Below are 26675 nucleotides of genomic sequence, written 5' to 3' on the forward strand. Positions count from 1 at the left end.
ACTAAGGTCTAGGGTTTCTATCAAAGTATAGCCAGATTTAATTTTTAGTAAAATTATACTAATTTGGTAATCCCAGATTATAATATTATATGTAAGTAAGCTTGAAAATTTTTTCAGATATTCATTCTATTTTGATTTGCGAGTCTGATTATGATTGATTGTCTCAATGCAGCTCGTTACTTTATTGCGAGAGCCTACGAAGACAGTATGGAAGCAGAAATGACTAATATGAAAGTTCAGAAGCTTCTGTATTATTCACAAAGCTTACATTTGGCGATGTACGATGAACCGTTATTTGCAGAAGAAATTCAAGCATGGCGATACGGTCCTGTGTGTCCTCCTGCTTATAGATTTTATAGTGAATTTGAAGCTAATCAATTACCTGTTCCTAGTCAAGAATTATTGTTACAAATTCCTGATGATCAGAAAAAACTTCTCGAAGAAGTGTGGGAAAATTTTGGAGGTTATCACGCCTATTTGCTGAGTGATATGACTCATTTGGAGTTTCCTTGGAAAAAAGCTCGTAAGGGTTTACTACCCCAAGCAAGCTCAACTAAGCCGATTTTGCTGGAGGATTTGAAAGCATTAGGTCATCAAAAATTAGACTTAATAGAACGTGATCATCCTGCTTATCAACCTATAATGTCTGAACTTGTGAAGGACGCTTGTACTTCGGAATCATCAACTAGAATCAAGAAAGGAGAAGTGCGTGACTGGCTTAATTCCCTTCTCGATTGAAGAATCCGAAAATTTTAAACGTTCTTTCAAAAAACTGAGAAAAGTTCATGGAGATGCTTTTGTTGAATTGATTGTAGAAGTATTGGAAGATTTGATTGCAGATCAATATCCTCCAAATTCCCGCCAAGAACCGTTACCTGGTAAGATTGATTTACCAGAAGGATGGACTTTTCATAAATTGGAATTGAGGTTTGCTAAAGGTGCTTCTGGACAAATTAGATTGATGTATTTAGTCAATTCAGAAATGTTTGTAATTACGCCTGTATGGATTTATAGTCATGAACAGTTTACAAAACGCCCTGCTGATGCAGATTTAAAAAGTGTTATTAGGGAAATATTAGACTGTTAATTTCAGCTATTTTACTTATTTATTAACAACTTCATTTAATGCTTCATGAATAATATCATCACTCACACCATGTCGTTTTAAACTAGCAATTAAAGCATTAACTGTATTATTTTCTAACTTTTCTAAATCTGCTCTCATTCCTTGTCCAATGTATGCTCGAATTAAGGGTTGATAACCAGAAAAACCAAGTATGGGTGCAAGTTGTTTCAATTCTTCTACTACATCTTCTGGTATTCTTAGAGTAACCGTAATCATGGGGCGATTTTTGTCTAAGCGTTGTTTTAATGTTTCAATCTTCATAATATTCTCGCTCCTTGCGTGTGGCTTTACGGGCTGAAATAATTCTGATTACATCATCATCTATATTAACAATAGGCTTATTTCCTTGACTTGGGAAAATGGTGACTATACTTACTCTGTTTCTTGATCGGAAGGTTCAAGTAATTAAATGTATTTGAATATTTACAACAAGAATCAAAGAATATTACATAAAAAATGATACTTATTCAAAGTTCATGATCTTCATTGAAGTTTTGTGACACAAAATATGTACTTAGCAATGAAAGTAAACAAAAAATAAACTAGGAAAGTATTTACAACTACGCTTGTATATGATTATTATGTTAACGGGTATATAAGTTGCTACATCAGGCAATGAAGCAGATGTAAGGACGATTATCCAAAATAATTAAAAATGAATGCGCTAAAAAAGTTATTTATTCACTTTATCAGGAGATTGGATATGTCTCAAGCAAATACATCAATTAATCATCATGTTGAAGACTACTTAAATTATTATTGTGCATTACGTCATTCTCCTAAATTCGCTATTTTACTTAAAGGGAAATGGGGGTCTGGTAAAACATGGTTTATAAATCAATATCGTGAGAAGCTAGAAGAACAAGGAAAAAAATCTTTATATGTCAGTCTATATGGAGTTAGTAAATATTCAGAAATAGAAGAATCTCTTTTCCAGCAATTACACCCTTTCCGTTCATCTAAGGGAATGGTATTAGCAGGAAAAGTCTTTAAAGGGCTTTTAAAAGGTGCGTTAAAAATTGATTTAAATCATGATGGTAAAGATGATGGAACGTGGAATATTTCTATTCCAGATATAAACATTCCTGATAAATTTAAGGATTCTAATTTTGATCTTTTAATATTTGATGATTTGGAGCGTTGCAGCATAAACATTGCAAATATTTTGGGATATATTAGTAGCTTTGTAGAATCGCAGGATTTAAAAGTAGTCATAATTGCGAATGAAGATCAAATTAATATCAAACAAGAAGAATATAAAAGAATAAAAGAAAAGTTAATTGGTAAGACTTTTGAAATATTTCCTGATTTTTCAGGAGCATTAAATGATTTTATAAATCAAATAGAACACCATAAAATCAAATATATTTTACTAAATAATCTTAATCTTATTCAAGAACTATTTATAAAGGCAGAGTGTAAAAATTTAAGATTTTTGAATCAAATTAGTTTAGACTTTGAAAGAATATTTAATATTTTATCAGAAGAGGCACAGAAAAAATCCGATTTATTGGAGGAGATTTTACAATTATTAACAATTTTTTCAATTGAAATTTCTAGTGCAAGACTCAAAGCAGAAGATATTAGTCAGTTATCAGATAAAATAAGTAAAGAATATGCATCTTCAGAAATAAAAAAATATCATGCAACTGCTGATTTACAAGAAAATAATATCAAAGATGAAATTTCATGGTTGCAAACTTTTGAAAGATATGGTTTTGTAAATTTAATTCTCAATAGTCCCTTTCCTAGTTTATTATGGTGGGAAAATTTTTTTGATAAAGGCATTGTGGATCAAGATACTTTAGAAAAATTAATGCCAAATAGCAAATATTTTGAAGATGAAAATACTCCTAATTGGTTGAAACTGTGGTACTATACTAGACATACAGATGAAGAGTTTGAAAAAATACTTAATCAAGTAGAGTCAGAATACAAAAAGAGAAAATTTGAAGACATTGGCATAATTAAACATATTACTGGATTATTTTTACTGTTTTCTGATACTGGAGTATATAGCAAAAATAAGCCAGATATTATTGATGAATCAAAAAAATATATTGATGAATTAAAGATGTCTGGGAAGCTAGATATAAAATATCGTGATGAGATATTCGATAATTATATGGGACTTGTTTTTCCATCTAAAGATTCTCAAGAGTTTAAAGATTTTGAGAATTATATTGAGCAATGTAAAAAAGAAGTAATGCTTCAAAATATGCCTAATGAAGCAAATAAATTATTGAAGGTTATGCAAAATAATATTAATGAGTTGCGCCCCCTAATTTGTATACCTTCGTCAAACTATTTAGATATTTTTCAAGAAACATATTATAACTTTCCTATTTTCAAATATTTATCACCTAAAGACTTTATGAAAACAGTTTTCATGCTTTCTAATGAGAAGATAAATTACTTATTTTATTTGTTGCAAGAAAGGTATAAGTATAGAGGTATTGTTGAAAAATTAGTTGATGAATTGGATTTTCTTAAAGAGGTTCAAAAGTTATTATTAGCAGAAGTTATTCACAGAGAAGGGAAAATGAGTGGATACATATTAAGTCTTGCAAACAAAAAATATTTGCAAAAAATTATTAGTGATCTTGAACAAATAAAAAATGCTCCCCAGCCAAATAACATATAAAATTAATAATATTTGATAATCCCTCTACTCGACTATATAGACAAAGTTAATAATTTTCACATCCAAGTTATGCAAAATACTGTAAATAATTTATAATCTTAAATAATGACTTGGGAAATTAGATGATGATATCAGTCCCGATTACCTTAGAACAATTAATTACGGCTGTACAACAATTACAACCGCAAGAACGAGCAATAGTAGCTCAAGCATTGATAAAATTTGATTTAGCTGCTGATTTGACAGCTTTAATTCAAGAATTATACTCCCAACCACCAATTGATGATATTACAGATGATGATATTATGGCAGAAATCAAAGCTGTGCGTCAGCAAAACCGCCAAACATGAAATTTCGGGTAGTCATTGACACTAATATTTGGATTCGCATTTTATTGAGAGGGCGAGTCACATTACCAATTTTAGCAGCATTTAATGATCACAAATTCCAGTTATTGATGAGTCAACCTTTACTGGATGAATTTCATGACGTATGGAATCGGCCTCGATTAAAACAACGAATAGATGAAAATCAAGCTATTCGACTGGAACAGCAGTTAAAATACCGTTCAATATGGGTTGAAGCTACAACAATTCCGCCAAATTGTCGAGATATTAAAGATTTACCTATACTAGCTACAGCTATTGATGGTGAAGCAAACTTGATTGTATCTGGAGATGATGATTTACGTGCTGATGATACGCTGAGACTAGAAATGGAAGCTTATGGTATAAGATTGCTTGGTGTTAATTCTTTCTTGGAATGTTTAGAAGTTTAGCTATGAGAATATTGACCTTTTCCTAATAAATCCACTTTAATAAGATTAAAAAAGTGTGTTAACAATAAAGCCATGATAGATTTATCTAAAATAGCAGAACAAATACCAACACAAAATATTAATTTAGCTTTAAAGTTTTTACCAAAGCTACCAGCAGAGGCTTATACAGCATTGCAACATATAGAGATAATAGCTTCACCAGAAGATTGGCAAAAAATCACCTATCAAATAGCACATACTTTAGTAGATGCTCAATATGAAATCACTCATCGTCAAATTATGGAACAAATGAAGGTGGATAATTTAGATAAGATAGAATCTGATGATGATATTTTAGCCACTGCTTTGAAACTTACGAGTTAGTTTATATTCCGTCTTCCTCTGTGTCCTCTGTGCCTCTGTGGTTCGTTTAATCCATATTCTCCCGTAAAAACCCATAAAAAAAAGTGGGTTAACAATAAAGTCACCCACCAAATAAATTACTGATATTATTGAAATCCGTAATTAACCAACATTAGTTAATAACAACTCACGGGTTTCCGATTTTCTAACCTTTACCTGTCCATCATCATCTACATCCACAATAGCCTTATCTCCATCTGCGATTTCCCCAGATAAGATCGCTTCAACCAGAGAATCTTCCAACAGACGCACAATAGCGCGGCGTAATGGTCTAGCACCGTAGCTAGGATCATAGCCTTCTTGGACAACCTTCTCTTTAAAAGCTTCCGTCACTTCTAAAGTGATATTCTTCTCTTTGAGACGACTACCAACATCACGCAGCATGATTTCAGCAATTTGCTTGACCTCATCTTTGTTGAGTTGAGTGAAGACGATAATATCATCAACACGGTTGAGGAATTCGGGACGGAAATATGCTTTGAGTTCTTCGTTAACCAAGTTACGAATCCGATGATAACTAGCTTCTGCTGCATTATCAAACTCAAACCCTAAGCTACTACCACCTTTTTCAATTACCTTAGAACCAATGTTAGAAGTCAAGATAATTAATGTATTCTTGAAGTCTACTTTCCGACCTTTCGCATCCGTAAGATGACCGTCATCCAAGATTTGCAGCAGCATATTGAATACATCGGGATGCGCTTTTTCGATTTCGTCGAATAGCAACACTGTGTAGGGTTTGCGCCGTACAGCTTCCGTTAATTGTCCGCCTTCATCGTATCCTACATAACCAGGAGGTGAACCAATCAACTTGGAAACGTTGTGGCTTTCCATGTATTCGGACATATCTAAACGTACCATTGATTCTTCATCCCCGAAGAAGTAAGCCGCTAAGGCTTTAGCTAATTCGGTTTTCCCGACACCAGTTGGTCCAGAAAAGATAAAACTAGCAATGGGACGATTAGGACTTTTTAAGCCGACACGGGCGCGACGAATAGCGCGAGAAACCGATGTAACTGCTTGTTCTTGTCCAATCAATCTTGTATGTAAAGTGTCTTCAAGATGTAAAAGTAATTCAGATTCAGATTCAGTCAGTTTGTTAACGGGAACACCAGTCCAAGAAGCGACAATTTGAGCAATGTCTTCTTCGTTGACAAGGGGAGCGTTGACAGTTTCCTGATTTTCTTCTAAATCAAGTCTGGTTTGTAGTTCTAATTCTTGTATCCGCAATTTACCAGCTTTGCTAAAATCTTGAACTCTAATGGCTTCCGATTTGGCTTTGGTAGCGGTGGTTAATTCCCGTTTGAGTTCTTTGTTATTCGCAATGTGCGAGTGACGTAAACGCACGCGAGAACCAGCTTCATCAATCAAGTCAATGGCTTTGTCGGGTAGAAAGCGATCGCTAATATAACGATCTGCCAATTCAGCCGCCGCAACTACTGCTTCATCCGTAATATTGACTCTATGATGCTGTTCATAAGCACCGCGTAAACCATAGAGAATATCAATAGTTTCGGCTACCGATGGTTCTCCCACCAAAATTGGCTGGAAACGCCGCTCTAAAGCCGCATCACGCTCGATGTGCTGACGATATTCATCTAAGGTAGTAGCACCAATGCACTGGAGTTCACCCCGTGCTAAAGCCGGTTTCAGGATATTAGCTGCATCCAAACCGCCTTCTGTGCCACCTGCACCCACTAAGGTATGAATTTCATCAATCACTAAGATGATGTTTCCGGCGCTGCGGACTTCCTCCATGATTTTTTTGAGGCGTTCCTCAAAATCACCCCGGAAACGAGTTCCCGCTACCACAGACCCCATATCCAAACTAATTACTTGCTTATCAAGTAAAATTTCGGGGACATCTTGATTGATAATACGTTGCGCTAAACCTTCAGCGATCGCTGTTTTACCAACCCCTGGTTCTCCAATTAAAACCGGGTTATTTTTGGTTCTCCGACCGAGAATTTGCACAGTTCTTTCAATTTCCTTCTGGCGACCAACTACCGGGTCTAGCCTGCCATCCTGAGCCAGTTTGGTGAGATTTCTGCCAAACGCCTCTATGGATAAATTTTGATTGCGCTGGGAATTACTTCTACCACCAGTGACAACCGCTGTATCTTCACCCAATCGGCTCATCACAGCGGAACGGATAACTGGTAAATCCACTCCTAGATTTTGTAATACTTTGGCGGCGACTCCTTCACCAGCCTCAGTTAAACCTAATAATAAGTGTTCAGTGTTTATGTAATTATGTCCAAGACCGTGAGCTTCTCGGAAAGATTGCTCAAACAGGCTTTTTACTTTCGGGGTAAAAGGAATTTCCGGTGGGACAAACCCAGAACCCCGGCCAATTATTTTTTCTACTTCCCGACGGGCTTCTTTCAGGGTAACACCCAACTCAGCCAGCACCTTAGCAGCAACACCTGTTCCTTCTCCCATTAGACCCAGGAGAATTTGTTCTGTTCCTACAAAGTTGTGTCCCAGTCGTCGTGCTTCCTCCTGGGCTAACATAATTACCCTAATGGCTTCGGAAGTGAAGTGTTCAAACATAGCGGGTTCTTTCCCTCGTGCTGCTTGGACTTTGGGTGAGATATTATTTCACCCTCATCTAAAGTTTCTTGTATTTTCTTAAAGATAATGTATCTTTATTTTAAGCTGAATGGCAGTAGTGAGAGCCGTAAGTGACAAGGCGTAGTTGCCGTCATTCACTAGATAATGGTAGATAATTAGCAATGGTCGAGATTTTTCATCTTGAGTTGTTGATGGATTGCTAACTTCGTACAGGTATTAATTGTGACAGAAATTTCCGGCGGTAAAGACCAACAACATCCACTCTACAACCGCGATCGCCCCCTTATTGATATTTTACTCGCTCAAGACGCAACCGATTACAATTTATCAGAATTAGCTAGACTAAAAATTCGCTATCAAGGTTTTCCGGGAGCGCGGGACATCCAAAGCAACTTAGATAAAGTTTTGCAACGCTGGGGTTTAACGGAAACTGAACTATTTGCAAAAACCCGTCAAATCCATGATATCGGCGGAATTTACAAAAGTCAGGGCAAAAAAGACGAGCAGGATTGGAATTAGGGAATAGGAGTTCAGGAGTCAGGAGTCAGGAGTCAGGAGGAAAAAAGAATAAAGAAGGAAGTTTCTCCCCCACTTCCCCCACTTCCCCCACTTCCCCCACTTCCCCCACTTCCCCCACTTCCCCTACTCCCTGTCCCCTGTCCCCTGTTCTCGATAATCTCGGAGTTGTTGGAGGAGTTGTTCTTGGGATGAATTGGGTGGTTCGGAGATAGGTTGGGTGGTTATTTCTACTTTCTCCAGGGTTTTGGGTGGGGGAGTAATTACTAAGTTTCGACTTTGCTCAACTACCGATACTTGTTTTTGGGGAACGGGTGCGGTAATTACTACCTTTGGGCGATTAGCATCAGCTTTGAGAGAATCTAGAGTTACAGCTACCTTGGTTTTTTCCTGGATGTCTTTGCTAGAAGAAACTAATTTACTCAGACCATTTACCAATCGCAGCATATTTTGACGGAACTTAGGATCGCCTGTTAATTCATCTAAATCAGCGGTAATTTTTTGGGTATTTTCAAATGTTGCTCTAGCTGCATCTAAAGTTTGTTGCAGTAAAACAATGTTTTTTGGATCATTTAAAGTTTTAGAAGCATCTTTTAAATTCGCAGAAGCTTCGGCTGCATTTGCAGATAGGGTTTCTAGGTTATTTAATAATTTTCCTTGGGTTAAGCGGTTAATCGCCGGTGATAAACTGGTAATTGTTTGCCTAAGTTGGTTACTGGTTTCCGTCATACTATTCAAAGTACCAACTAAAGAAGAACGATTAGTAGTGATGAGATTATCTAAATTTGTTAGTAAGCGACTTGCTTGCTTGGCTGTTGTACTAAAGTCTTTAGATGTTTCGCCTAATTGATTCGCTGTTTTGGTTGTGGTTGCAGTTAATTGGACTGTCGAACGTTGTAATGTAGCTGCTGTATCTGAAAATACACCTATTTGTCCTTTGAAGGTTTTGCTCAAACCTTGCAAATCCTTCGTCAAATCAGCGATATTAGCAGCAGCATTAGCCGAGGTTTCTAACGTACGATTCACATTTTTATAGAACTTTTCGTTACTGTACTGAGCCGCAAAAATAGTTGATTGTCGCATCAGTTCATCCACACTGATCCCAATTATCCCTTTTAAGCGAGAACCATTACAAATAATCAAGCTAGAATTACAGTCTTTATCTAGGGGTTTAGCGGTTACCTTCCCAGGTAAATCTCCTTTTGGTGTAATGTCAATAATATTTTCGCTAATTAATCCACTTTGATTGGCTTCAATGATCGAATTACTGGGAATTATTAAATCAGGGGAGTTAATTTGAATTTCGACATCAATCGCATTTGAGCCGGGTTTAACATTGGTGATAGTCCCCACTTTCACACCCCGAAAACGCACTGCTGAACCTTTTTGCATTCCCCCCGCGTTAGCAAATTCGATAGTTGCTTGATAAGAAGTTTGGCCGGGGGTGATTCTATTCAACCACAGTAAAATTACTCCAAATGCGCCTAACCCTAGCAGGAGCAACAATCCTACAGAACCTTCTCTCCATGTACGTGCAGATGTGAAGCTGCTAATTAGACCTCGCATTTATTCCTCCACTGATAGCGTTAAACTCAGCAATTTTATTTGATTTGGTACTTAACCAGCTACTTGAATGGGTCCATGTACACTTCCACTCATAAATTGTCTAATTAAGGGATTTTCTGTGTGATCTAAGGCAACTACTGTACCTTGCCATTGCACTTTTCCTTGATAAAGAAAGACTATTTGATCCGATGTCCGCCGAATTGTACTATCTTGGTGAGTCACAATGGAGTAGGTACTACAGACTCCTTGTGTATGTTGTAAGTCACGGATTAAGTCCTCAATTACCGTTGAGGCAATGGGATCTAATCCGGCTGTAGGTTCATCGTATAATAAAACCTCTGGACTATCTGTAGGACGTTGAGGATTGGACATAATAGCACGGGCAAAACTGACTCTTTTTCGCATTCCTCCAGAAAGTTCTGACGGGTAAAGGTGACTAATATCTGCTAGTCCTACCAATTCTAGTTTTTGATTGACTAATTCCCGAATATGCGATCGCTTGAGTCGAGAATGTTGATAAAGTAGAAATCCAATGTTCTCTTCGACTGTCAAGGAGTCGAATAAGGCCGCTTGCTGAAATACCATCCCAATCCCCACAGGGTCAGCAGCATCTTCTATTAAACCTTTTCGTTGTACTCCTTGAATATAAATTTCTCCCTCATCGGGTTTTAATAATCCGGCTATAATCCGCAAAACCGTTGATTTACCAGTTCCTGATGGTCCAATAATCCCTAATGCTTGGCCTCGATATATTTTCAAATCTATATTATCCAAAACCTTGTTCTTGCCAAAAGTTTTAGAAATACCTCTTAATTCAATTAATGGTTCTAATGTTTCTATCATTGCTGGTTGGTAATTGATTAAATTCTCACCTGTCACTTAATCACCTGTAACCTATAATATTTTGTAAATAACGTTATTTTCCCATTTTACTCAAGTTTATGTCTCCTTATCCTAGTTTAGTAACTGTTTCCGCACTTATACTATACTTTGTAGTCACAATTAATGTTGGTATAGCCAGAGCTAAATATCAAGTCCCCGTACCGCAAACTACAGGAAACCTCGATTTTGAAAGAGTGCTAAGGGTACAACAAAATACCTTGGAACAACTAGCTTTATTTATTCCGGCTTTATGGTTGTTTTCTATTTACGTTAGTCCTATTTGGGGTTCTGCTCTCGGTGCAGCTTGGATAGTAGGAAGAATTGCTTATGCTTGGGGATATTATCAAGCTGCTGAAAAACGCGGTCCTGGTTTTGCAATTAGTTCTCTCAGCGGTATCGTGCTAATTCTTGGTTCGCTGGTGGGGATTATTTTATCTATGGTGAAATAATTTTTGTTTCGCGCAAAGATACAAAGGAGCAAAGACGCAAAGGAAGAGGGCGGATTGACTTCCGCCCATATTGGTTATATATATGTACTTGATTTACTCAACTAAATCGGGGAAGACTTCTTGGACAGCAGGATGTACAAGCCGATGATTTTGGACGTTTAAACCTTTTGCTAAGGCTGGGTTAATGTCTAAAGCTTTAAGTCCCAGGTTTGCTAACTGGACAGTATAGGGTAAGGTGCTGTTATTGAGGGCTTGTGTGGATGTCCAAGGCACTGCTCCTGGCATATTAGGAACGCCATAATGCACTACTCCCTCATCAATGTATACTGGTTTGGTGTGAGATGTGGGGTGTAATGTTTCCACGCAGCCACCTTGATCTACAGCGACATCAACAATCACTGAACCAGGACGCATTTGTTTAACTAATGCACGAGATACTAGAATGGGGGCTTTTTTACCAGGAATTAAAACTGCACCAATTAGTAAATCTGCATCTTTAACTGCGGCTTCAATATGGGCGGAATTGCTGTAAAGTAGTTCTACTCTCGAACCAAAGAGGGTTTCTAGGTAAGATAGGCGTTCCACGTTGACATCTAATATTTGCACCATTGCACCCATACCGACGGCGATTTTTGCGGCTTCTGTACCGACTACACCACCACCTAAAATCACGACTTTACCGGCTTTGACTCCGGGGATACCTCCTAAAAGTACGCCTCTTCCTCCTTGTTGACTTTCTAGGAATCTTGCGCCAAATTGTACGGCTAACCGACCAGCAACAATACTCATGGGGGTGAGTAAGGGGAGTTTATTTGCTCCCGGTTGTTCTACGGTTTCATAAGCGATCGCACAAGTGCCACAATCAATTAAATGTTCTGTTAGTTGACGATTTGCAGCTAAATGTAAATAAGTAAATAACAATTGTCCTTTCTGCAAAAATTTATACTCGCTTACTAAAGGCTCTTTTACCTTAACAACTAACTCCCGATTCCAAGCAGCATCGGCTTTATCTACAATTTCTGCTCCAGCATTACGGTAGTCTTCATCAGTAAATCCCGCAACCGTACCAGCTTCACTTTCTACAAAAATATTATTACCATTTTCTCGTAATACCCGAACACTGGAAGGACTTAAACCTACCCGAAATTCTTGATCTTTAGTTTCCTTGGGAACACCAATTTCCATTGATAACCTCTTATATTTTATTGTTTCACTTTAGCGTGCCAGTACCTAGCTGATTATTTCCGTATTCAGTAATTCAAAATCCAAAATTTTTTAGTCTCCCTCACGCTACACCTTGACTAATTCGCCAGGTTTCTTACAATAGATAAAGAATAATTAAAAATTGTTAAGTACCGACGACCATCTCCGACAATTTACTTGAAAAATCCCTGTAAATTTTTGTTTGCCAATTATCAAGAAAGGAATCACTGATTATGACACAACAACAACCAACTATTACCCCTAAATTAGAACAACCTAAGTTTGGTTTTAATGAATATGCCGAGCGTTTAAATGGCAGAGCGGCTATGATTGGCTTTGTTTTAATGGTGATAATCGAATATGCTACCAATCAAGGTGTAATTGCATGGCTCGGTTTGAAGTAAACTTCTAATCTGGCGTTACTGATAACTTGCGTGGCATAGTTTACTAAAGCATGAATTTAGGTTTAGAGATGTTCCATGGAATGTCTCTACATTAGTTTTCAGTTGATTTTTGTCCTCACAGTCTGTTTCGCTAAATTAATTTCGTGCGTCAGTCCTAGTACAATGGAAATAATTGTGATGATCCTCAAAGCAATTACTTCTAGGGTGTTAATTACCGTACTCCCTTTTTCGGCAAAGGAAATTACAATTATTTGTGCTATTATTTGCCTCTAATCAAATAGACGAATTGTAGTTGGAATATTCTGAGTAAGTTTATACAAAAACTCTAAGTGGAACTAAGTAAGCTGTGATGAATGCTGTATTACCTCGTTTTTTAAAGTCAGCCTACCGCAAAGAACCGATCATTAGTGTATTGATAACAGCGGGAACAATAGATGCTATCATTGGTGGTTTGGATGATAGTTGGTCACTTTTCATCTTTGGTTTAGGAACAGTTGGAATAGCTCTCGTCTTTAAATTATGGCGAATGCAGCAACGTCCGGCTTTACCAGAAGAGCCTGTTGCTCAATATTATTTACCTCCTCAGTCTTCGGCTGATGCTTTACCTGTATTAAAGGTTTCCAAAAAGAAACCCCGTCAGTAATTACCGAAGCTATCAGCGGTAAAACGCTTGAGGTGCAAAGCTTTATGATGAAAATTTGTACCTCATTTGCCCAAAATATGCTATGTTTGGAAACTTTAGAAAGATTCAGGACTACTGGTTATATGTGGTCTTTGTCAGAAATTTACATTATTCAAAATCAAGTAAAATTCAATTAGTAACTATTACTAAATAGAACGATGAAACTACAAACTACTACCCAAGAAATCAAAGTAGTTACGGCTTACTATACTCCAGAAGAATATTTAGAATTAGAAGAAAAAGCTGATTATAAGAATGAATATCGAGATGGAGAAATTATATCTATGACTGGTGGAACAACAAATCATAATAAACTGGCATTAAATTTAGCAACTGGCTTGAATGTGGCGTTAAATGATTTAGACTATGAAATTTATATTGGTGATGTGAAATTGTGGATACCACGCTATCGGGAATTTATTTATCCTGATGTGATGGTAATTGAAGGTCAGCCTGTTTATTACAGTGCGAATACTACAATAGTTACTAATCCTGTGTTAATTGTGGAAGTTTTATCTAAATCAACAAAAGATTATGACCGTGGTGATAAGTTTCTTTATTATCGCTCAATTCCTGAATTTAAAGAATATATTTTAATTGACCAAACTAAATATTATGTAATGCAGTATGTGAAAACTTCGGAAAATCAATGGATTTTGACAGAGTATGAAACTGAAGATGCTCTGATAAATTTGTCATCAATTAATGTAGAATTATCTTTGAAGCAATTATATAAAAAAGTCAATTTCTCGGAAAATTTAGAATAAAAAATCTCGGAATTTGGTGATTACTTTTTTATTAACAACTGACAACTGTACGGGCGAAGCATTTGAAGAACTATTTTTGGCAATGACCGATAATTTATCTTCCAAATGCTTCGCCACTACTGACAACTGTACGGGCGAAGCATTTGGAGGACTATTTTTGGCAATGACCGATAATTTATCTTCCAAATGCTTCGCCACTACTGACAACTGTACGGGCGAAGCATTTGGAGAACTATTTTTGGCAATGACCGATAATTTATCTTCCAAATGCTTCGCCACTACTGACAACTGTACGGGCGAAGCATTTGGAGAACTATTTTTGGCAATGACCGATAATTTATCTTCCAAATGCTTCGCCACTACTAACAACTGTACGGGCGAAGCATTTGGAGAACTATTTTTGGCAATGACCGATAATTTATCTTCCAAATGCTTCGCCACTACTAACAACTGTACGGGCGAAGCATTTGGAGAACTATTTTTGGCAATGACCGATAATTTATCTTCCAAATGCTTCGCCACTACTAACAACTGTACGGGCGAAGCATTTGGAGAACTATTTTTGGCAATGACCGATAATTTATTTTCCAAATGCTTCGCCCCTACTAACAACTGACAACTGTACGGGCGAAGCATTTGGAGGACTATTTTTGGCAATGACCGATAATTTATCTTCCAAATGCTTCGCCCCTACTAACAACTGACAACTGACTAATAAGCAATGAATAAATTACTAGTAGTAGCGACAGGAAACCCCGGTAAATTGCGGGAAATGCAAGCTTATTTAGCTGATTCTGGATGGGAATTAGCTTTAAAACCGGAAGATTTGGATGTGGAAGAAACGGGAGAAACTTTTGCGGAAAATGCTGGTCTGAAAGCCTCGGAAATTGCCAAAGTTACAGGTAATTGGGCGATCGCTGATGATTCTGGTTTAAAGGTAGATGCTCTCAATGGTTCGCCGGGGGTGTATTCTGCTCGTTATGGGAACACGGATACAGAAAGGATTGAGAGGTTATTAAGAGAATTAGGTGATCAGGAAAATCGTCAAGCTCAATTTGTGTGTGCGATCGCAGTTGCAAATCCTCAAGGAGAAATAGTGATTCAATCTGAGGGTATTTGTCACGGTGAAATTTTGTTTGCACCTTCTGGAGATGGTGGTTTTGGTTATGATCCGGTTTTTTATGTACCAGAGAAACAATTGACTTTTGCTCAAATGACGACGGATTTAAAAAAATCAATTAGTCATCGTGGTAATGCTTTAAAAGCTTTAGTTCCTCAGTTATTGAGCATTTAAGATTAAGAATCTAAAATTTTAATTTGGATTTGGTGAAGACGCGGACCAATAATTGAGATCACCGTAAATTCAAGATGATCATAATTAAAGATTTCCCCTTTCTTGGGGATTTTTTGGCATTGATAAAGTAAAAATCCGCCCAAAGTCAGATATTCTCTAGTTAAAGGTAAATTAAGATGTAAAACTTGATTAACTTCTTCTAGATTGATTTGAGCTTGCACTAAAAATGTCTGTTGGTCTACCATTTGGATCAGCAAATCATTAATGCTATCAAGTTCACCGGAATGACCGATAATTTCAGCAATAATGTCTTGAGTAGTCACCAGTCCGACAGTTCCCCCAAATTCATTGACTACCATTACCATAGAGGGTTTCTCTTGCTGCATCATTGGCAAAAGTTCACTTAATAGGGTTTGTTCTGGCACAAATCGGGGCGAACGCATCCACTGTTGGATTTGTGTTTCTGGTGTGATTTTTCCTAAAGCCAAGGGTTGTGCTAAATCTTGAAAGTAAACTATACCGCGAATGTCGTCTAAAGATTCGCCAATGATCGGATAACGAGAGTGACCAGTAGATGCTATTTCCTCAAGTAATCCCTGAAAACTGGCGGTTATGGGTAAAGCAATAATGCTAGTTCGGGGAATCATGATGTCTTCAGCCGTAATATCTCCGAATTCAAAGACGTTATTTAAGAGTTCTCGTTCTGCATTTTCTAAACCTGTAGATTCTCGTTCTGTGGAGATAATTAATTGTAATTCTTCTGGTGTGACTGGAGGCCGCCAACTTTGTCCCGTGTATTCAATCCCAAATAATCGTAATAGCCAATAAGTTGAGTGGTTGAGAACCCAAATAAAGGGACTAAAAAAACGGACTATTGATTTAACTGATGGACCTAAAAGCCTAGCTAGATGTTCTGAATACAACATTGCTACTGATTTTGGACACAATTCGCCTAAGACGATTTGTAGGTAAGCAATGGCAAAAAAGGCCATGGGGACTGATAAAGAATGAGCTAGTAGATAATTAATTCTGAAAGGTAACGGCCAGGAATCGAGCCATTTTTCTACCAATACAGCAATTGTACTTTCGCCAATCCAACCCAGTGCCAGACTAGAAAGGGTGATACCTAGTTGGGCTGTAGATAGTAATCTATCAATACTACGCTGTAGTGTTTCCACGGACATCGCTCGGAAATCACCCGCTTGTACTAACTGTTGAATCCGAGTTCGCCGCACTGTCACCATTGCAAACTCTGCCGTCACAAAAAAGGCATTGATAGCAATTAGCACTAGCACACTACACAACCGCAGCCCCACATCTGTCCAACTTAAAGTAGAAAAAGCACTCACTGTCTAAGGTGATGTCAAATTTGACATTAGTGTAAGAAAATACCATCTAAAATCCTGCGACTGAGCGAAATTAAAGTCCAAAATGGAATCTTAATTCCCTTTTTCTACAGGAATATCAGATAATTGTAACTTGAGTTTTTGAGCAGGATAATCAGTCAAAGATAGAGATATCTGTTTGACATCATCAAGTAAAGCTGTGGGAATGCTAATTGTACCTTTAAATTCCGCACCTTTTGCGGGCAATTCTGCTGGTAAACCTTCTGTAATTGCACTCAAAGTTCTGCCTTTATCGTCGGTAATATCTAAAAAACTATAGAGAAACCGCACAGAATCACCACCTTTATTCTGCATATTCACTTTTAGTAGTAAATCACCACCCGAATAGCGGATAGATTTTACAGACATAGTTACACCTTCACTTTCAGCAGTTATAGGAAATCCTGGTTGAGAAGTTTCTGGTGCTGCGGATTTTTCCTGTGGCTGCGGCTGGGTAATTTTAATTTCTTCTTCTTCTGATTTGTCTGGTTTATTACCCTTTTTTTGGTCGCTAATTCGTGATTTCACGACTTTGAGAATATCTTCTTCTTTTAAGAAAGCTTCACTTTCCTGTTGGGGGTTATTGGCTTTGCTGCTGTTAAATTTAGTCGCAGGACGACCATCTGGTGTAGTGACACCTTTAAGTGCCATACTTCCCAAGGTAAAGCCCAAAAAACCACTTGCAGAACCAGCACCCAACATGAGGGTTAACAAAATTAAGGTTAGTAGTACAGTAGTATTTATTTTCATGGCAGTTATCAGCGAATAGGAATTCAGATTTAGTTACTATATATGCTACTCAGGATTTTTGAGTTTGGCATTATTAATCTTAGCAAAATTTACAACTCTATGCCATTGATAGGAGTTGAGGGGTCTTATATCTTTGCTTTCTTTCTGCCCGCGCTCAAATTATCACTTTTTTTCTGCCAATATTAAAGTAGAATCTGCACTTCGTCCAAATTCTTCTGGTGCATATTGAAGATGAACTTCCGCACCAGGCCAAATAAATGTTCCTGGAGTCACAGAACGAACTAAATAATGTAAACTATAAACTCCCGGTTCAAGATGATTTGCATAGGAAATAATTCGATCTTTATGGATTGTTTTATATCCTAATTGCCAATTATCGGCTTTTGCTTGTAATGCTGGTGTTGCTGTTTGAAAACTATCATCTACAGCTTCAAATCCTGCGGGTAAGGGGTCTTTTATGACTACATGATCTACAGGATGATCTGTAATTATTTCTAACCCAATATCAAAGACTTGTCCAGGTTGTAAAGTTAAAGGTTTATCAAAAGCATACATTCCAGTTTTTTGAATAACTTTCTCTTCATTGACTTTACTAATTTCTCGCGTTACTCGTAACCCGTTAAATCTTCCTGATTGATTTCCTTGTAACCGATATTTGTAAGCAACTAAATAATGTAATCTGCCTCTTCCAGATTTTTGTAACCATAAATCACGATTACCTTGGGGTAATTTATTCATGGGAATATTTATTTGCAAGTTGGGATTTTGATAGCCATTAAAACGGGTTTCTCCTAATTTCTGATTTGCTAATTTTACCGTAGTCATAAAATTAGGTGGTGTGGGTTGAAGTTGACTATATGCAACTAAAGCTGTGAATGCCTGGGCGTTATTATAACTAGATTCCCATGCGCCATCTCTGCGTAAATTAAGAAGACTTTGCAGTAATTTATCAATGATTTCTGGGTTGGTTTTTTGGTCAATAAATAACCGTAAAGCTTGGGCTTGGGTGACAGTATTTGAACTCATCCAACTCCAACTTTGAGGTAAGTTTACAACTGCGGTACGTCCAGTTTCATAAATATTCTTTTGGAATTGCACACGCATAATTTGCGCTTGATTTTGCCATTCAGGAAATTGATATAGATATCTGGCTAATTTGATTTGAGTAACTAGATCAAAATCATCACGTTGTTGATAAATATCTGACAGAAAACTATTGCGTTTATCTCCTAATTGTGCTAAGGCAATCAAAGAATTTAGTTGCAATTGAGATTTACAAAGTTTCTGTTTACAAAAGTCATATTGTCCAGGATTTGCAAGAACATTTTGCAGATAAGTTTTCAGAGTAGAGATGATTTTACTATCAACCAAATCAGGAAAAATTTGATTAGCTTTGACTAAAGATTCTGTTGCATAACTAGAAACCCAAGGATCTGATTTTTGTTGTCCTGGAAATGCTGCAAAACCACCATCTGCTATTTGCAATTTTTGTAATTGTGCAATTGCTAATTTTGCTTGTGCTTGAGGATTAAATTCTGCAAAGGTTTGATTATATTTTTGGGTGAGGGTTTGCAGATTTGCCGCAATTAATAATTGACTTGCGGCTGGTTCTGCAAATGGTAAATTATTATTTTCTAAAACTTGTTTTGCAGGTGCTGTAATTTCCGGAATTAAGGTACTGGCTAATTGAATATCTAAACCTCCGGCTTCGCGGCAGGTATTTTTATTAATATTCAGGGGAATTTTTAGCTGTTTTTCACTAACACCAGTTTCTACAACTTGTTCAGTAATTTCTAAAGGTTTAATTTCCAAAGGGACAGTAAAAGCATCAGCAATATTATTTAATTGGGTGGTAAATGTGAGTTTACCTTGTCCCACATTACCCGCTATCATGGGGAAGCGATAAGCTTGGGTTGCTGACTCGGCTTTTGGTTGTAATGTCGTGGTTTTGGGATTATTTTCGGCGAAGTTGAGAGAACCGCTAAGTTCACCTTTAATATTGAGGTTTCCGGTGTTTGTGGTGGTATTGGTGACGGATAAACCTGCCAAAATGCGATCGCCTGTGCGGGCAAATTGTGGCAGAATAGCATTAGTTATTAATGGCTTTGTGGTGATAAATGTTGCGTCACCATTGCCAAACCGCAAATTTCCATCTGTAGCCACTACCATTATCCGCCAAGTTGTTAAATTATCGGGTAATTTAAAGGTGATTTTGGCTTTACCATTTTCATCACTAATTACCGAACCATTGTAATAAGCTAAAGCTTGAAAATCTTCACGAATCCGAGTATTTGCTAAAGCATTGGAGAAGCCACCACCATAACCCCAACCCTTGGGTAAACTTGCCGATAATGGGGCTAATTTAACATGACGACGATTATCACTAAATCGGGTAGAAATTGGTTGTTCTGCATAGACAGTATCTACCAAATTTGGCGGACGATAACCAGTTAATTGTAATATGGCTTCATTCACCACCATGACAGTAAATTGTCCTTTGGTGGCTTTTCCTTGATCATCTTTTAATTCCAGTTCTACATTTGCTTCTTTTCCCGGTTCTAAAGATTTTTCAACTGGGTTAATTTGTACCTTTAAATATTTATCTACTAGGTTAACTTTAAAATCTGCAAAACCAATTCGGGCTAAATTTTCTAAACTTCCCAGTTCTATTTGATTAAGTGGTTTACCTTGTCTAACTAACACCGCTTGTACTGCTGCATTAGGTAACATTTCTGGCGTAATTGGAAACTGAATTTGGGGCGCACCTCCTTTAATTTTGATAACTTGTTGATAAAGAGGTTTGTCTTTAATGACTGCAAAATATAATTCTCCTTCTGGGTAGGGAGATTGAATTAAAGCTGTTGCTGTGTCTCCAGGTTTAAACTCTTTTTTATTTAATTTAACTGACAACTTATCTTTTTCTTCTCCACCCCAAAATACTTGATTTTCTCCTGTCACCCAAATTTGTAAATCTGTGGCTGTAATTTCATCTTTATTATCACTAAAATTAGCGCGAATCCGATATGAACCTGATATGGTAGGTTTCAAATTGACTGTTTGGGGAGTATTCGCAGATGTAATATCTGTTTTCCCAACTGTCTGATATTCAACTTGATTTTGTGGAGTTTTACTACCTTCAACGATTTTGGTAACGCTGCTATATTTCATCTGTTGTAATTCCAGATGTATCCTTTGATTTTCTAGAGGTTTTCCCGTTGGGTTAGTGACAATAAATTCTACAGGAAAATCTTTACCAGCGTCAGCGACAAAATTACTTTTTAAACCAATGATTCTATTACTAGGTAAAGCAGTAAAAGTTTGGGAATTAGCAACTGATAAATTAGAAACATCACTAATTTGCACGTCTACCCGGTAAGTCATGGGGTAGGGTAAATCTTTAGCTACAGTTAAGGTTTGATTACTTTTCCCATTAGCATCTAATTTAGTGTTAGTTTGTAAAACATCATTAGGAACATTGGGACTTTCTTCCGGCCAAAACCATTGTCTCCCAAAACTAAATTCTTCCCAACCTTTAGGGATAAAATTAGTCTGTTTACGAGTGACAAAATACTTAGCTTCTCCTCCTTCCACTGGGGAACCAAATAAATAATTACTTCCTACTTGCACATCAATTTTGTCATCAATTACTGCAAATTTTTTATTTAGCTGTAAATCAACTTTAAAATTTGGTGGTTTAAATTCTGCTACTTGAAACTCTCCAGAAATTTCTTGTCCCTTGTTACCTTTTGCTTTAATAGTATAAAATCCTAAAGGCTGATTTTTGGGAATCGGTAACTCTAAAGAAAATGTACTAAATTCATTAGTTGTTTTTGTGCCTAAATCTGTATTTTTCCCAGTAGTATTGACTAGAGTTAATTGATAAACTGCATTTTTATCTTCCTGAACTTTACCTTTTTCTAAATAATCTGCAAAAGCAGTAAAAGCCGCTTTTTCTCCGGGTTGATATAACTTTCTATCAGAAAAAATTATGCCTCGTGATTCTGGTTTATCAGCTTCCCAACCAGCATCAATTCCATAACCATAAGCACCACTATATTCTTCATTTCTAGTAAATGCCCAATCTTGATTTTCACTAGCAATTACTAATAATTGTGGTAAACTAGATTTTAATTTGGGATAACATTGGATTAATTGATTATTTTCAATGATTAAAATTCCTTTTTCATCAGTTTTTCCAGTTGCACATGGTACAGGTTGAGGACGAGATTTATCAGCTAATTTTGATTGATAAACTTCAATATTTGCCGCTTTAACTGGTGAACCATTACTAAGATAATGAACCCGAATTAAACCGGATTCTGGAAACCATTGAGAAAAGATACCTAAATTGGTTAATTGTACCATTCCATAAGTTGTCGGTTCTCTCCACAATTGTTTACCGTCTTCTTGATATTTATGAGTTCGTGCTTGCACTCCATAAGCTAACATTCCCTGAGTAGTCCCTAATTTTTCTTTGAGGGGAACATTGATAGTTAAGGATTGATTTTGCTTACCATTAATTGTGAAATCTTGCCATTTAGCAGGTTCGGGTAATAAATCATTAGCAGTATTTGTATAAACTAAATCTGTTGGCTTAACAATACGATAAGCTGCTTGATATTTTGATTCTGGTAAATTAATAGTATCAATATTAATTTGTAGATCTTTATCTGTGGGGAAAATATTTAAATCTGAGGGTACAGAAATATTCCCAGCTATATCACCAGTATCATATTTAATTGTGAGTGGTTTACCTAAAGTTTGTCCAAATTTATCTTTGAGATTTTTCTCAATATTAATTGTATAAGTAGTAGCTGGTTCTAAAGCATAAGGATTAATACTGACAATTCTATCTTCTCCAGAAATTTGCAGTACACCATCAATATTTTTTGGTGTTGGCTTAATTTTAATATTTTCCTTAACGGAATCTGCTAATAAAAGATTATTAAATTCTAACTGGGGACTACCTTTAATAAATCTGCCATAAGTTCCACCTGAATCTGGTTCTCCATAAGGTTTAATTCCCACAAATCCCAAAGGTGAATAAGTCGCTAATTTACTGACAAATTCTTTTTGACTTGGTAAATTACCATTAGCAGGAAGAATACCAGGAGAAAAAGTTAAACGGTAAGGTGTGGCTTTTTCCAGATTTTGCTGAGGAATCAGATTATAAATCCAATTTTTAGTTGCAGGATCAAATTTTTCTAAAGGATCTAAATTTTCTGGTGTTTCTTCCTTCGCTAATTCCACCTTAAAACCCACACCTTGAGTTTTACCTTCAGGAATTAACTGTAAATGCTTTTGGACAGAATCTAGATCCAATGCTAAATTAGAGGTAAATTGCAACTTTGGTTGTAAATCAATTGGTTCAACTTCCGCTTTTTCCATGGGGTTAACCCCTGGTAAATTAGTAATTTGAATAGATTCAGTATTAAAAGTCCAAGCCAAATCTTGATTTAAGCGATGATTTTTTAAATCAGCTAAACCAGCTTTGAGAGTAACCTTAACTCGCGTCGCTTTCGGTATAGCTTTATCAGCTTGAAAACCCACCATACGCGGAGTTAAAAAGCGAAACTGTCCCGGTAAAGGAGGCCAAATGGCAAATTTAGTTAATAAATTTTGTTGTTGGGGACTATCAAGACTTTCAATAGGAATTACAGCTTCTTTAAAACGGATACGAATTTGCCCCAGAGGTTTTGCATCTCCCACAGGACTGATTTGTTCTATCCAATCTGGTAACTTTGGCGTTATTAACGACTCAACCATTGGTAATTGTTCATTACCTGATTGAATACCAACAAAATTACAACCCGTCATTCCGCATACGAGAATAACAATAACCAGGAACTTAAATATTTTTATGATCTTCATATTAAATAAAATGTAAACATCGCATTCCTCTCTTCCTCTGTGTTCTCTGTGCCTCTGTGGTTAGATAAAAAATTCTGTACACAAATCAAAAAGGATTGATATATAGATAACTAATCTAGTGTGACAATTCCCAACAAACCATACAATTCTTAATATTGTGATGAATTTACTAACTCATGTCCTCAAAACTCTTACTCTTCGCGCCTCTGCGACTCTGCGTGAAATAAAATCATATAAATTGAAACTAAAGCGCAACTACAAACTAAATAAAATTATTTTCTCCTGCATATTGATATGTTTTCTAGTCCGATTATGCCCCTATTTTGCACCTATTCATAGTGTAGATATTGCCCAGCATCAATTAGCAATAGAGTTTACAGATCGGAATAATTTACCATTAGGAACTGTATTAACCAGTGATCAAGAAAATACATCAGTTGTGAAATTAAATCAAGTTTCACCTCAATTTATCAAAGCAATTTTGGCGGCTGAAGACGGTAGTTTCTATCAACATGGGGCGTTAGATTTAAAAGCGATTTTGCGGGCAATTAAAATAGGAGTAGAAAATAAAAAAATTGTTTCTGGTGCTTCCACAATTACCATGCAATTGGCGAGAATGTTGGATAATTCACCGCGAACAATGACTGCAAAATTAAAAGAGGTTTGGTTATCGTGGCGATTAGCTGCGGGAATGACTAAAGATGAAATTTTAGCTGCTTATATTAATCGTCTCCCCATGGGCGGAAATATTTATGGGGTGGAAGCTGCGGCGCGAATTTACTTTGCTATTCCTGCAAGTGATTTAAACTTAGCACAAGCTTCTATTTTAGCAGCAATTCCTAATAATCCCACTTATTTTAATCCTTATCAACATCAAAAAAGATTACAGCAACGACAGAAATATGTGTTAAACAGAATGGTACAGGAAAAATATATTTCTGATGCAGAAGTAGAACTTATATATCAAGAGAAAATAATATTTAACCCCCAGCAACAGGGAATTATTGCTGCACCACATTTTTTATTTTGGTTAGCAACAAAAAACAATACGCATAATACAGAATCATCACCTATTCGTACGACAATAAATCGCCCTTTACAGCAATTTGTGGAAGCACAGGTACAACAAGTAATTTCTTCTTTAAAGGCGAATAATGTCCATGATGCAGCAGCGGTAATAATTGACAACTCCTCTGGGGAGATTTTAAGTTATGTCGGTTCGCCTGATTATTTTAATGATGTGAAATTAGGGCGAAATGATGGAGTCCAAGCTTTGCGCCAACCAGGTTCTACCTTAAAGCCATTTGTGTATGAATTAGCTTTAGAAAAAGGCGTAATTAGTCCTCATACTATTTTGGCAGATGTTCCTACTCATTATGCAATTCCGGGAGCAAAATTATATAGTCCGACAGATTATACTAACAGCTTTCTTGGTCCTGTCAGAGTCAGAGTTGCTTTGGCGAATTCTTTAAATGTACCTGCGGTAAAGGTATTAGAAAAGGTGGGTGTAGAAACTTTTTTAAATCGGCTGCATGAATTGGGTTTTGCACATCTAAATCAAAATGCTGAATATTATGGTTTAGGGTTGACTTTGGGTAGTGGTGAGGTGAATTTATGGGAACTGGCTAGTGCCTATTTAACTATGGCTAATATGGGGAAAATCACACCATTGGTAACTACATTAAATAGTTCTCCAATTGCCAATTCTCAATCTTTAGTTTCCCATAGTTGGCAATTAATTATTGATATGTTAAGCGATCGCTATGCCAGATCCACAGCTTTTGGTGTAGACTCAGTGTTAAATTTGCCCTTTCCCGTCGCTGTCAAAACTGGTACATCTTCAAACTATCGTGATACCTGGACTGTAGGCTTTAGCAGTGATTATACTGTGGCTACGTGGGTAGGTAATTTCAACGGTGAACCCATGCGTCAAGTTTCCGGTGTCACAGGGGCTGCACCTTTGTGGAATAGAATCATGTTACATCTGCACGAACATCAAGCCCCCGCTGATTTTCCACCTCCAGCAGACATGATAAAATTGCCTATCTGCGCCACCACAGGGTTAAAACCTACACCTAGCTGTACTTCCGTAGTTCAGGAATATTTCTCTGTCAAAGATAAAATTGCTTATCAAAAATCTACGGATTTCCATTTATCACCTGTGTATGATCAATGGTTAGCAAAACAACCACAATTGAATTTTAATCCTGATAATTTCCGCATTATCTCTCCTCGTAATGGGGATTTATTTCTGCTGTATCCAGGTGAAGACGGACAGCAAAAATTAGAATTTAAAGCTAGTGGAACATTAAATCAGTCTGTGGACTGGTGGCTAAATGATAAACATTTATCTACACAATCAAGTAATGGGATATTTTGGCATTTACGCCCTGGTAATTGGCAGTTAGAAGCTAGAACTGGCAAGCTACACGACCAAATAAACTTTCAAGTAAAGTTAGGAAATATCCAACCTAAAAAACAAGGTTTTTCTGTAGCAAATCCCACTAAATAATAGAATATTAGAGATTGATGAATTTTGCATAATCACCTCAATCTTTTATCCGGGAGTTGATAAATCAAAGTTGATAATGTAAATGTGGTTAAAAGTTTTCAGGAAGTGAAAATAGTCATGAAAAATACACAAGAACGCAAGTCTACTAAAAAGAAACAGTCTTTTTCTCCTGTTGATATTGGGACTCCTAAAGTACCAGTTCGGAAAACTAAAGCTAAAAATCAACAGTCTGAATCACTCAGCGACTGGGAACACGCGAGTTAATTTATGAACTGCTTTTCTTTCCCTGCATCTGTCTAAACTATGATTTGTAGTGATTTTGGTGATCATGATGATTTAATATGGTAATCATTGAATCAAAGTAATTATAGTTTAGACAATAATCAAGTAAGGTAGGGTAAGTTAGGGTCAAAAAAAGATGATCAATGAAAAGTATAAATACTCGGAACTGACATCCAAAATCATTGGATGTTCTATGACTGTGCATAAAACATTGGGTAATGGTTTTCAAGAAGTTATTTATCAAAGGGCATTGGTAATTGAAATGCAATTAGCGGGTATTTCTTTTGCAAGAGAATTTGAAATGCCAATTTTTTACAAAAAAGAACAAATAGGAACACGACGAGTAGATTTTTTGGTCGAAGATGTTATTTCAGTTGAAATAAAAGCAGTAACTAAATTAGAAGACGTTCATTTTGCACAAGCAATTAACTACTTAGAAGCATATAATCTTGAGATTGGGTTACTAATCAATTTCGGTGAAACCAGTTTGAACTTTAAAAGACTTACTAATAAGAAATATAAAACGTCTGAACTATGATTCTTATGATTTGGATGATTCTTGTGATTTTTATGATTTGGATGATTTAG

The 26675-nt window shown here is 36.6% G+C and carries 24 protein-coding genes; 15 read left to right on the top strand and 9 right to left on the bottom strand.

The features are described from left to right. The first annotated feature begins 150 nt into the window (after window positions 1-150). Together FJR09_RS12905 and FJR09_RS12910 are read left to right on the top strand one after the other, a co-directional pair. The gene (locus FJR09_RS12905) at window positions 151-738 is read left to right on the top strand and encodes a Panacea domain-containing protein (RefSeq protein ID WP_015083500.1); all 588 of its coding nucleotides are present in this window, start codon (window positions 151-153) and stop codon (window positions 736-738) included. Continuing rightward, the gene (locus FJR09_RS12910) at window positions 710-1087 is read left to right on the top strand and encodes a hypothetical protein (protein ID WP_015083499.1); all 378 of its coding nucleotides are present in this window, start codon (window positions 710-712) and stop codon (window positions 1085-1087) included. The genes FJR09_RS12905 and FJR09_RS12910 overlap by 29 nt, the downstream gene beginning before the upstream one ends. Window positions 1088-1102: 15 nt before the next feature. Here FJR09_RS12910 and FJR09_RS12915 read toward each other — a convergent pair whose 3' ends face one another. Continuing rightward, window positions 1103-1387 carry a hypothetical protein gene (locus FJR09_RS12915; protein WP_015083498.1) on the bottom strand — a complete coding sequence of 95 codons (285 nt, stop codon included), beginning with the start codon at window positions 1385-1387 and terminating at the stop codon, window positions 1103-1105. 442 nt (window positions 1388-1829) lie between these two features. Between FJR09_RS12915 and FJR09_RS12925 the strand changes: the two genes are divergently transcribed. The 4 genes from FJR09_RS12925 to FJR09_RS12940 all read left to right on the top strand — a co-directional run bounded on the left by FJR09_RS12925 (window position 1830) and on the right by FJR09_RS12940 (window position 4911). Continuing rightward, the gene (locus FJR09_RS12925; protein WP_015083497.1) at window positions 1830-3770 is read left to right on the top strand and encodes a P-loop NTPase fold protein; all 1941 of its coding nucleotides are present in this window, start codon (window positions 1830-1832) and stop codon (window positions 3768-3770) included. Between the two features lie 122 nt (window positions 3771-3892). Next, complete coding sequence (locus FJR09_RS12930) at window positions 3893-4120, top strand: hypothetical protein (RefSeq protein WP_015083496.1); 228 nt, start codon at window positions 3893-3895, stop codon at window positions 4118-4120. Further along, a complete protein-coding gene (locus FJR09_RS12935) occupies window positions 4117-4548 on the top strand; it encodes a putative toxin-antitoxin system toxin component, PIN family (protein ID WP_015083495.1) in 432 nt (143 codons plus the stop codon). Before FJR09_RS12930 ends, FJR09_RS12935 begins: the two co-directional genes overlap by 4 nt. Before the next feature lie 72 nt (window positions 4549-4620). Then, entirely contained in the window at window positions 4621-4911 is a 291-nt protein-coding gene (locus FJR09_RS12940) for a hypothetical protein (protein WP_015083494.1), read from the top strand. A gap of 141 nt (window positions 4912-5052) precedes the next feature. Here FJR09_RS12940 and FJR09_RS12945 read toward each other — a convergent pair whose 3' ends face one another. After that, window positions 5053-7503: an ATP-dependent Clp protease ATP-binding subunit gene (locus tag FJR09_RS12945; RefSeq protein ID WP_168651382.1), complete on the bottom strand. Its 2451-nt coding sequence runs from the start codon at window positions 7501-7503 to the stop codon at window positions 5053-5055. A 243-nt stretch (window positions 7504-7746) separates the two neighbouring features. Here FJR09_RS12945 and FJR09_RS12950 point away from each other — a divergent pair, with 243 nt between their 5' ends. Then, window positions 7747-8043: a DUF3288 family protein gene (locus FJR09_RS12950; RefSeq protein WP_015083492.1), complete on the top strand. Its 297-nt coding sequence runs from the start codon at window positions 7747-7749 to the stop codon at window positions 8041-8043. A gap of 123 nt (window positions 8044-8166) precedes the next feature. Here the strand turns inward: FJR09_RS12950 and FJR09_RS12955 are convergent, their stop codons facing one another. Both FJR09_RS12955 and FJR09_RS12960 read right to left on the bottom strand, forming a co-directional pair. Then, the gene (locus FJR09_RS12955) at window positions 8167-9606 is read right to left on the bottom strand and encodes an MlaD family protein (RefSeq protein ID WP_168650975.1); all 1440 of its coding nucleotides are present in this window, start codon (window positions 9604-9606) and stop codon (window positions 8167-8169) included. 51 nt (window positions 9607-9657) lie between these two features. Then, window positions 9658-10449 (bottom strand): ABC transporter ATP-binding protein, encoded by a 792-nt coding sequence (locus FJR09_RS12960; RefSeq protein ID WP_015083490.1) that lies wholly within the window; start codon window positions 10447-10449, stop codon window positions 9658-9660. Window positions 10450-10547: 98 nt separating this feature from the next. On the opposite strand from FJR09_RS12960, the gene FJR09_RS12965 reads away from it, so the two are divergent. Continuing rightward, the gene (locus tag FJR09_RS12965; protein ID WP_015083489.1) at window positions 10548-10937 is read left to right on the top strand and encodes an MAPEG family protein; all 390 of its coding nucleotides are present in this window, start codon (window positions 10548-10550) and stop codon (window positions 10935-10937) included. A gap of 93 nt (window positions 10938-11030) precedes the next feature. Here FJR09_RS12965 and ald read toward each other — a convergent pair whose 3' ends face one another. Next, window positions 11031-12122, bottom strand: coding sequence for an alanine dehydrogenase (ald, locus tag FJR09_RS12970; protein WP_168652709.1), 1092 nt, complete (start codon window positions 12120-12122; stop codon window positions 11031-11033). Between the two features lie 251 nt (window positions 12123-12373). Here ald and FJR09_RS12975 point away from each other — a divergent pair, with 251 nt between their 5' ends. The 3 genes from FJR09_RS12975 to FJR09_RS12985 all read left to right on the top strand — a co-directional run bounded on the left by FJR09_RS12975 (window position 12374) and on the right by FJR09_RS12985 (window position 13993). Then, window positions 12374-12544, top strand: a complete 171-nt coding sequence (locus tag FJR09_RS12975; protein WP_015083487.1) for a chlorophyll a/b-binding protein — start codon at window positions 12374-12376, stop codon at window positions 12542-12544. Window positions 12545-12893: 349 nt separating this feature from the next. Further along, window positions 12894-13187 carry a hypothetical protein gene (locus tag FJR09_RS12980; RefSeq protein WP_168652710.1) on the top strand — a complete coding sequence of 98 codons (294 nt, stop codon included), beginning with the start codon at window positions 12894-12896 and terminating at the stop codon, window positions 13185-13187. Window positions 13188-13384: 197 nt separating this feature from the next. Continuing rightward, window positions 13385-13993, top strand: a complete 609-nt coding sequence (locus tag FJR09_RS12985; protein ID WP_168652711.1) for a Uma2 family endonuclease — start codon at window positions 13385-13387, stop codon at window positions 13991-13993. On the opposite strand, the gene FJR09_RS12990 is transcribed toward FJR09_RS12985, so the two are convergent. Beyond that, window positions 13985-14629, bottom strand: a complete 645-nt coding sequence (locus tag FJR09_RS12990; protein ID WP_254433104.1) for a hypothetical protein — start codon at window positions 14627-14629, stop codon at window positions 13985-13987. The genes FJR09_RS12985 and FJR09_RS12990 overlap by 9 nt on opposite strands. Window positions 14630-14714: 85 nt before the next feature. Here FJR09_RS12990 and rdgB point away from each other — a divergent pair, with 85 nt between their 5' ends. After that, window positions 14715-15287, top strand: a complete 573-nt coding sequence (gene rdgB / locus FJR09_RS13000; RefSeq protein ID WP_015083483.1) for an RdgB/HAM1 family non-canonical purine NTP pyrophosphatase — start codon at window positions 14715-14717, stop codon at window positions 15285-15287. A 2-nt stretch (window positions 15288-15289) separates the two neighbouring features. Here the strand turns inward: rdgB and FJR09_RS13005 are convergent, their stop codons facing one another. The 3 genes from FJR09_RS13005 to FJR09_RS13015 form a co-directional block, all read right to left on the bottom strand. Further along, a complete protein-coding gene (locus tag FJR09_RS13005) occupies window positions 15290-16636 on the bottom strand; it encodes a hemolysin family protein (RefSeq protein ID WP_168653821.1) in 1347 nt (448 codons plus the stop codon). Between the two features lie 90 nt (window positions 16637-16726). Continuing rightward, complete coding sequence (locus FJR09_RS13010; protein WP_015083481.1) at window positions 16727-17422, bottom strand: hypothetical protein; 696 nt, start codon at window positions 17420-17422, stop codon at window positions 16727-16729. Between the two features lie 162 nt (window positions 17423-17584). Then, complete coding sequence (locus tag FJR09_RS13015; protein WP_168653822.1) at window positions 17585-23293, bottom strand: alpha-2-macroglobulin; 5709 nt, start codon at window positions 23291-23293, stop codon at window positions 17585-17587. Window positions 23294-23453: 160 nt separating this feature from the next. Between FJR09_RS13015 and pbpC the strand changes: the two genes are divergently transcribed. The 3 genes from pbpC (at window position 23454) to FJR09_RS13030 (ending at window position 26625) form a co-directional block, all read left to right on the top strand. Then, on the top strand, window positions 23454-25805 hold the full coding sequence (pbpC, locus tag FJR09_RS13020) for a penicillin-binding protein 1C (protein WP_015083479.1): 2352 nt from the start codon (window positions 23454-23456) through the stop codon (window positions 25803-25805). Between the two features lie 117 nt (window positions 25806-25922). Then, window positions 25923-26069, top strand: a complete 147-nt coding sequence (locus tag FJR09_RS13025) for a hypothetical protein (protein WP_015083478.1) — start codon at window positions 25923-25925, stop codon at window positions 26067-26069. A gap of 154 nt (window positions 26070-26223) precedes the next feature. Next, complete coding sequence (locus tag FJR09_RS13030; protein WP_168653823.1) at window positions 26224-26625, top strand: GxxExxY protein; 402 nt, start codon at window positions 26224-26226, stop codon at window positions 26623-26625. Window positions 26626-26675: the final 50 nt, after the last annotated feature.

It is taken from the genome of Dolichospermum sp. UHCC 0406 (genome assembly GCF_009712025.1).
GTDB classification, from domain to species: domain Bacteria; phylum Cyanobacteriota; class Cyanobacteriia; order Cyanobacteriales; family Nostocaceae; genus Dolichospermum; species Dolichospermum lemmermannii.

Bases quoted from the DNA above. Each gene is read 5' to 3' on its own strand.
- FJR09_RS12990 (WP_254433104.1), bottom strand. From the start codon at position 14,629: ATGCTTCGCCCGTACAGTTGTCAGTTGTTAGTAGGGGCGAAGCATTTG.
- rdgB (WP_015083483.1), top strand. From the start codon at position 14,715: ATGAATAAATTACTAGTAGTAGCGACAGGAAACCCCGGTAAATTGCGG.
- FJR09_RS13025 (WP_015083478.1), top strand. From the start codon at position 25,923: ATGAAAAATACACAAGAACGCAAGTCTACTAAAAAGAAACAGTCTTTT.
- FJR09_RS13015 (WP_168653822.1), bottom strand. From the start codon at position 23,293: ATGAAGATCATAAAAATATTTAAGTTCCTGGTTATTGTTATTCTCGTA.
- FJR09_RS12925 (WP_015083497.1), top strand. From the start codon at position 1,830: ATGTCTCAAGCAAATACATCAATTAATCATCATGTTGAAGACTACTTA.
- FJR09_RS12960 (WP_015083490.1), bottom strand. From the start codon at position 10,449: ATGATAGAAACATTAGAACCATTAATTGAATTAAGAGGTATTTCTAAA.
- FJR09_RS12980 (WP_168652710.1), top strand. From the start codon at position 12,894: ATGAATGCTGTATTACCTCGTTTTTTAAAGTCAGCCTACCGCAAAGAA.
- FJR09_RS12930 (WP_015083496.1), top strand. From the start codon at position 3,893: ATGATGATATCAGTCCCGATTACCTTAGAACAATTAATTACGGCTGTA.
- FJR09_RS12975 (WP_015083487.1), top strand. From the start codon at position 12,374: ATGACACAACAACAACCAACTATTACCCCTAAATTAGAACAACCTAAG.
- FJR09_RS12905 (WP_015083500.1), top strand. From the start codon at position 151: ATGATTGATTGTCTCAATGCAGCTCGTTACTTTATTGCGAGAGCCTAC.
- FJR09_RS12965 (WP_015083489.1), top strand. From the start codon at position 10,548: ATGTCTCCTTATCCTAGTTTAGTAACTGTTTCCGCACTTATACTATAC.
- FJR09_RS12955 (WP_168650975.1), bottom strand. From the start codon at position 9,606: ATGCGAGGTCTAATTAGCAGCTTCACATCTGCACGTACATGGAGAGAA.
- FJR09_RS12940 (WP_015083494.1), top strand. From the start codon at position 4,621: ATGATAGATTTATCTAAAATAGCAGAACAAATACCAACACAAAATATT.
- FJR09_RS12935 (WP_015083495.1), top strand. From the start codon at position 4,117: ATGAAATTTCGGGTAGTCATTGACACTAATATTTGGATTCGCATTTTA.
- FJR09_RS12945 (WP_168651382.1), bottom strand. From the start codon at position 7,503: ATGTTTGAACACTTCACTTCCGAAGCCATTAGGGTAATTATGTTAGCC.
- ald (WP_168652709.1), bottom strand. From the start codon at position 12,122: ATGGAAATTGGTGTTCCCAAGGAAACTAAAGATCAAGAATTTCGGGTA.
- pbpC (WP_015083479.1), top strand. From the start codon at position 23,454: ATGAATTTACTAACTCATGTCCTCAAAACTCTTACTCTTCGCGCCTCT.
- FJR09_RS13010 (WP_015083481.1), bottom strand. From the start codon at position 17,422: ATGAAAATAAATACTACTGTACTACTAACCTTAATTTTGTTAACCCTC.
- FJR09_RS13030 (WP_168653823.1), top strand. From the start codon at position 26,224: ATGATCAATGAAAAGTATAAATACTCGGAACTGACATCCAAAATCATT.
- FJR09_RS12985 (WP_168652711.1), top strand. From the start codon at position 13,385: ATGAAACTACAAACTACTACCCAAGAAATCAAAGTAGTTACGGCTTAC.
- FJR09_RS12915 (WP_015083498.1), bottom strand. From the start codon at position 1,387: ATGAAGATTGAAACATTAAAACAACGCTTAGACAAAAATCGCCCCATG.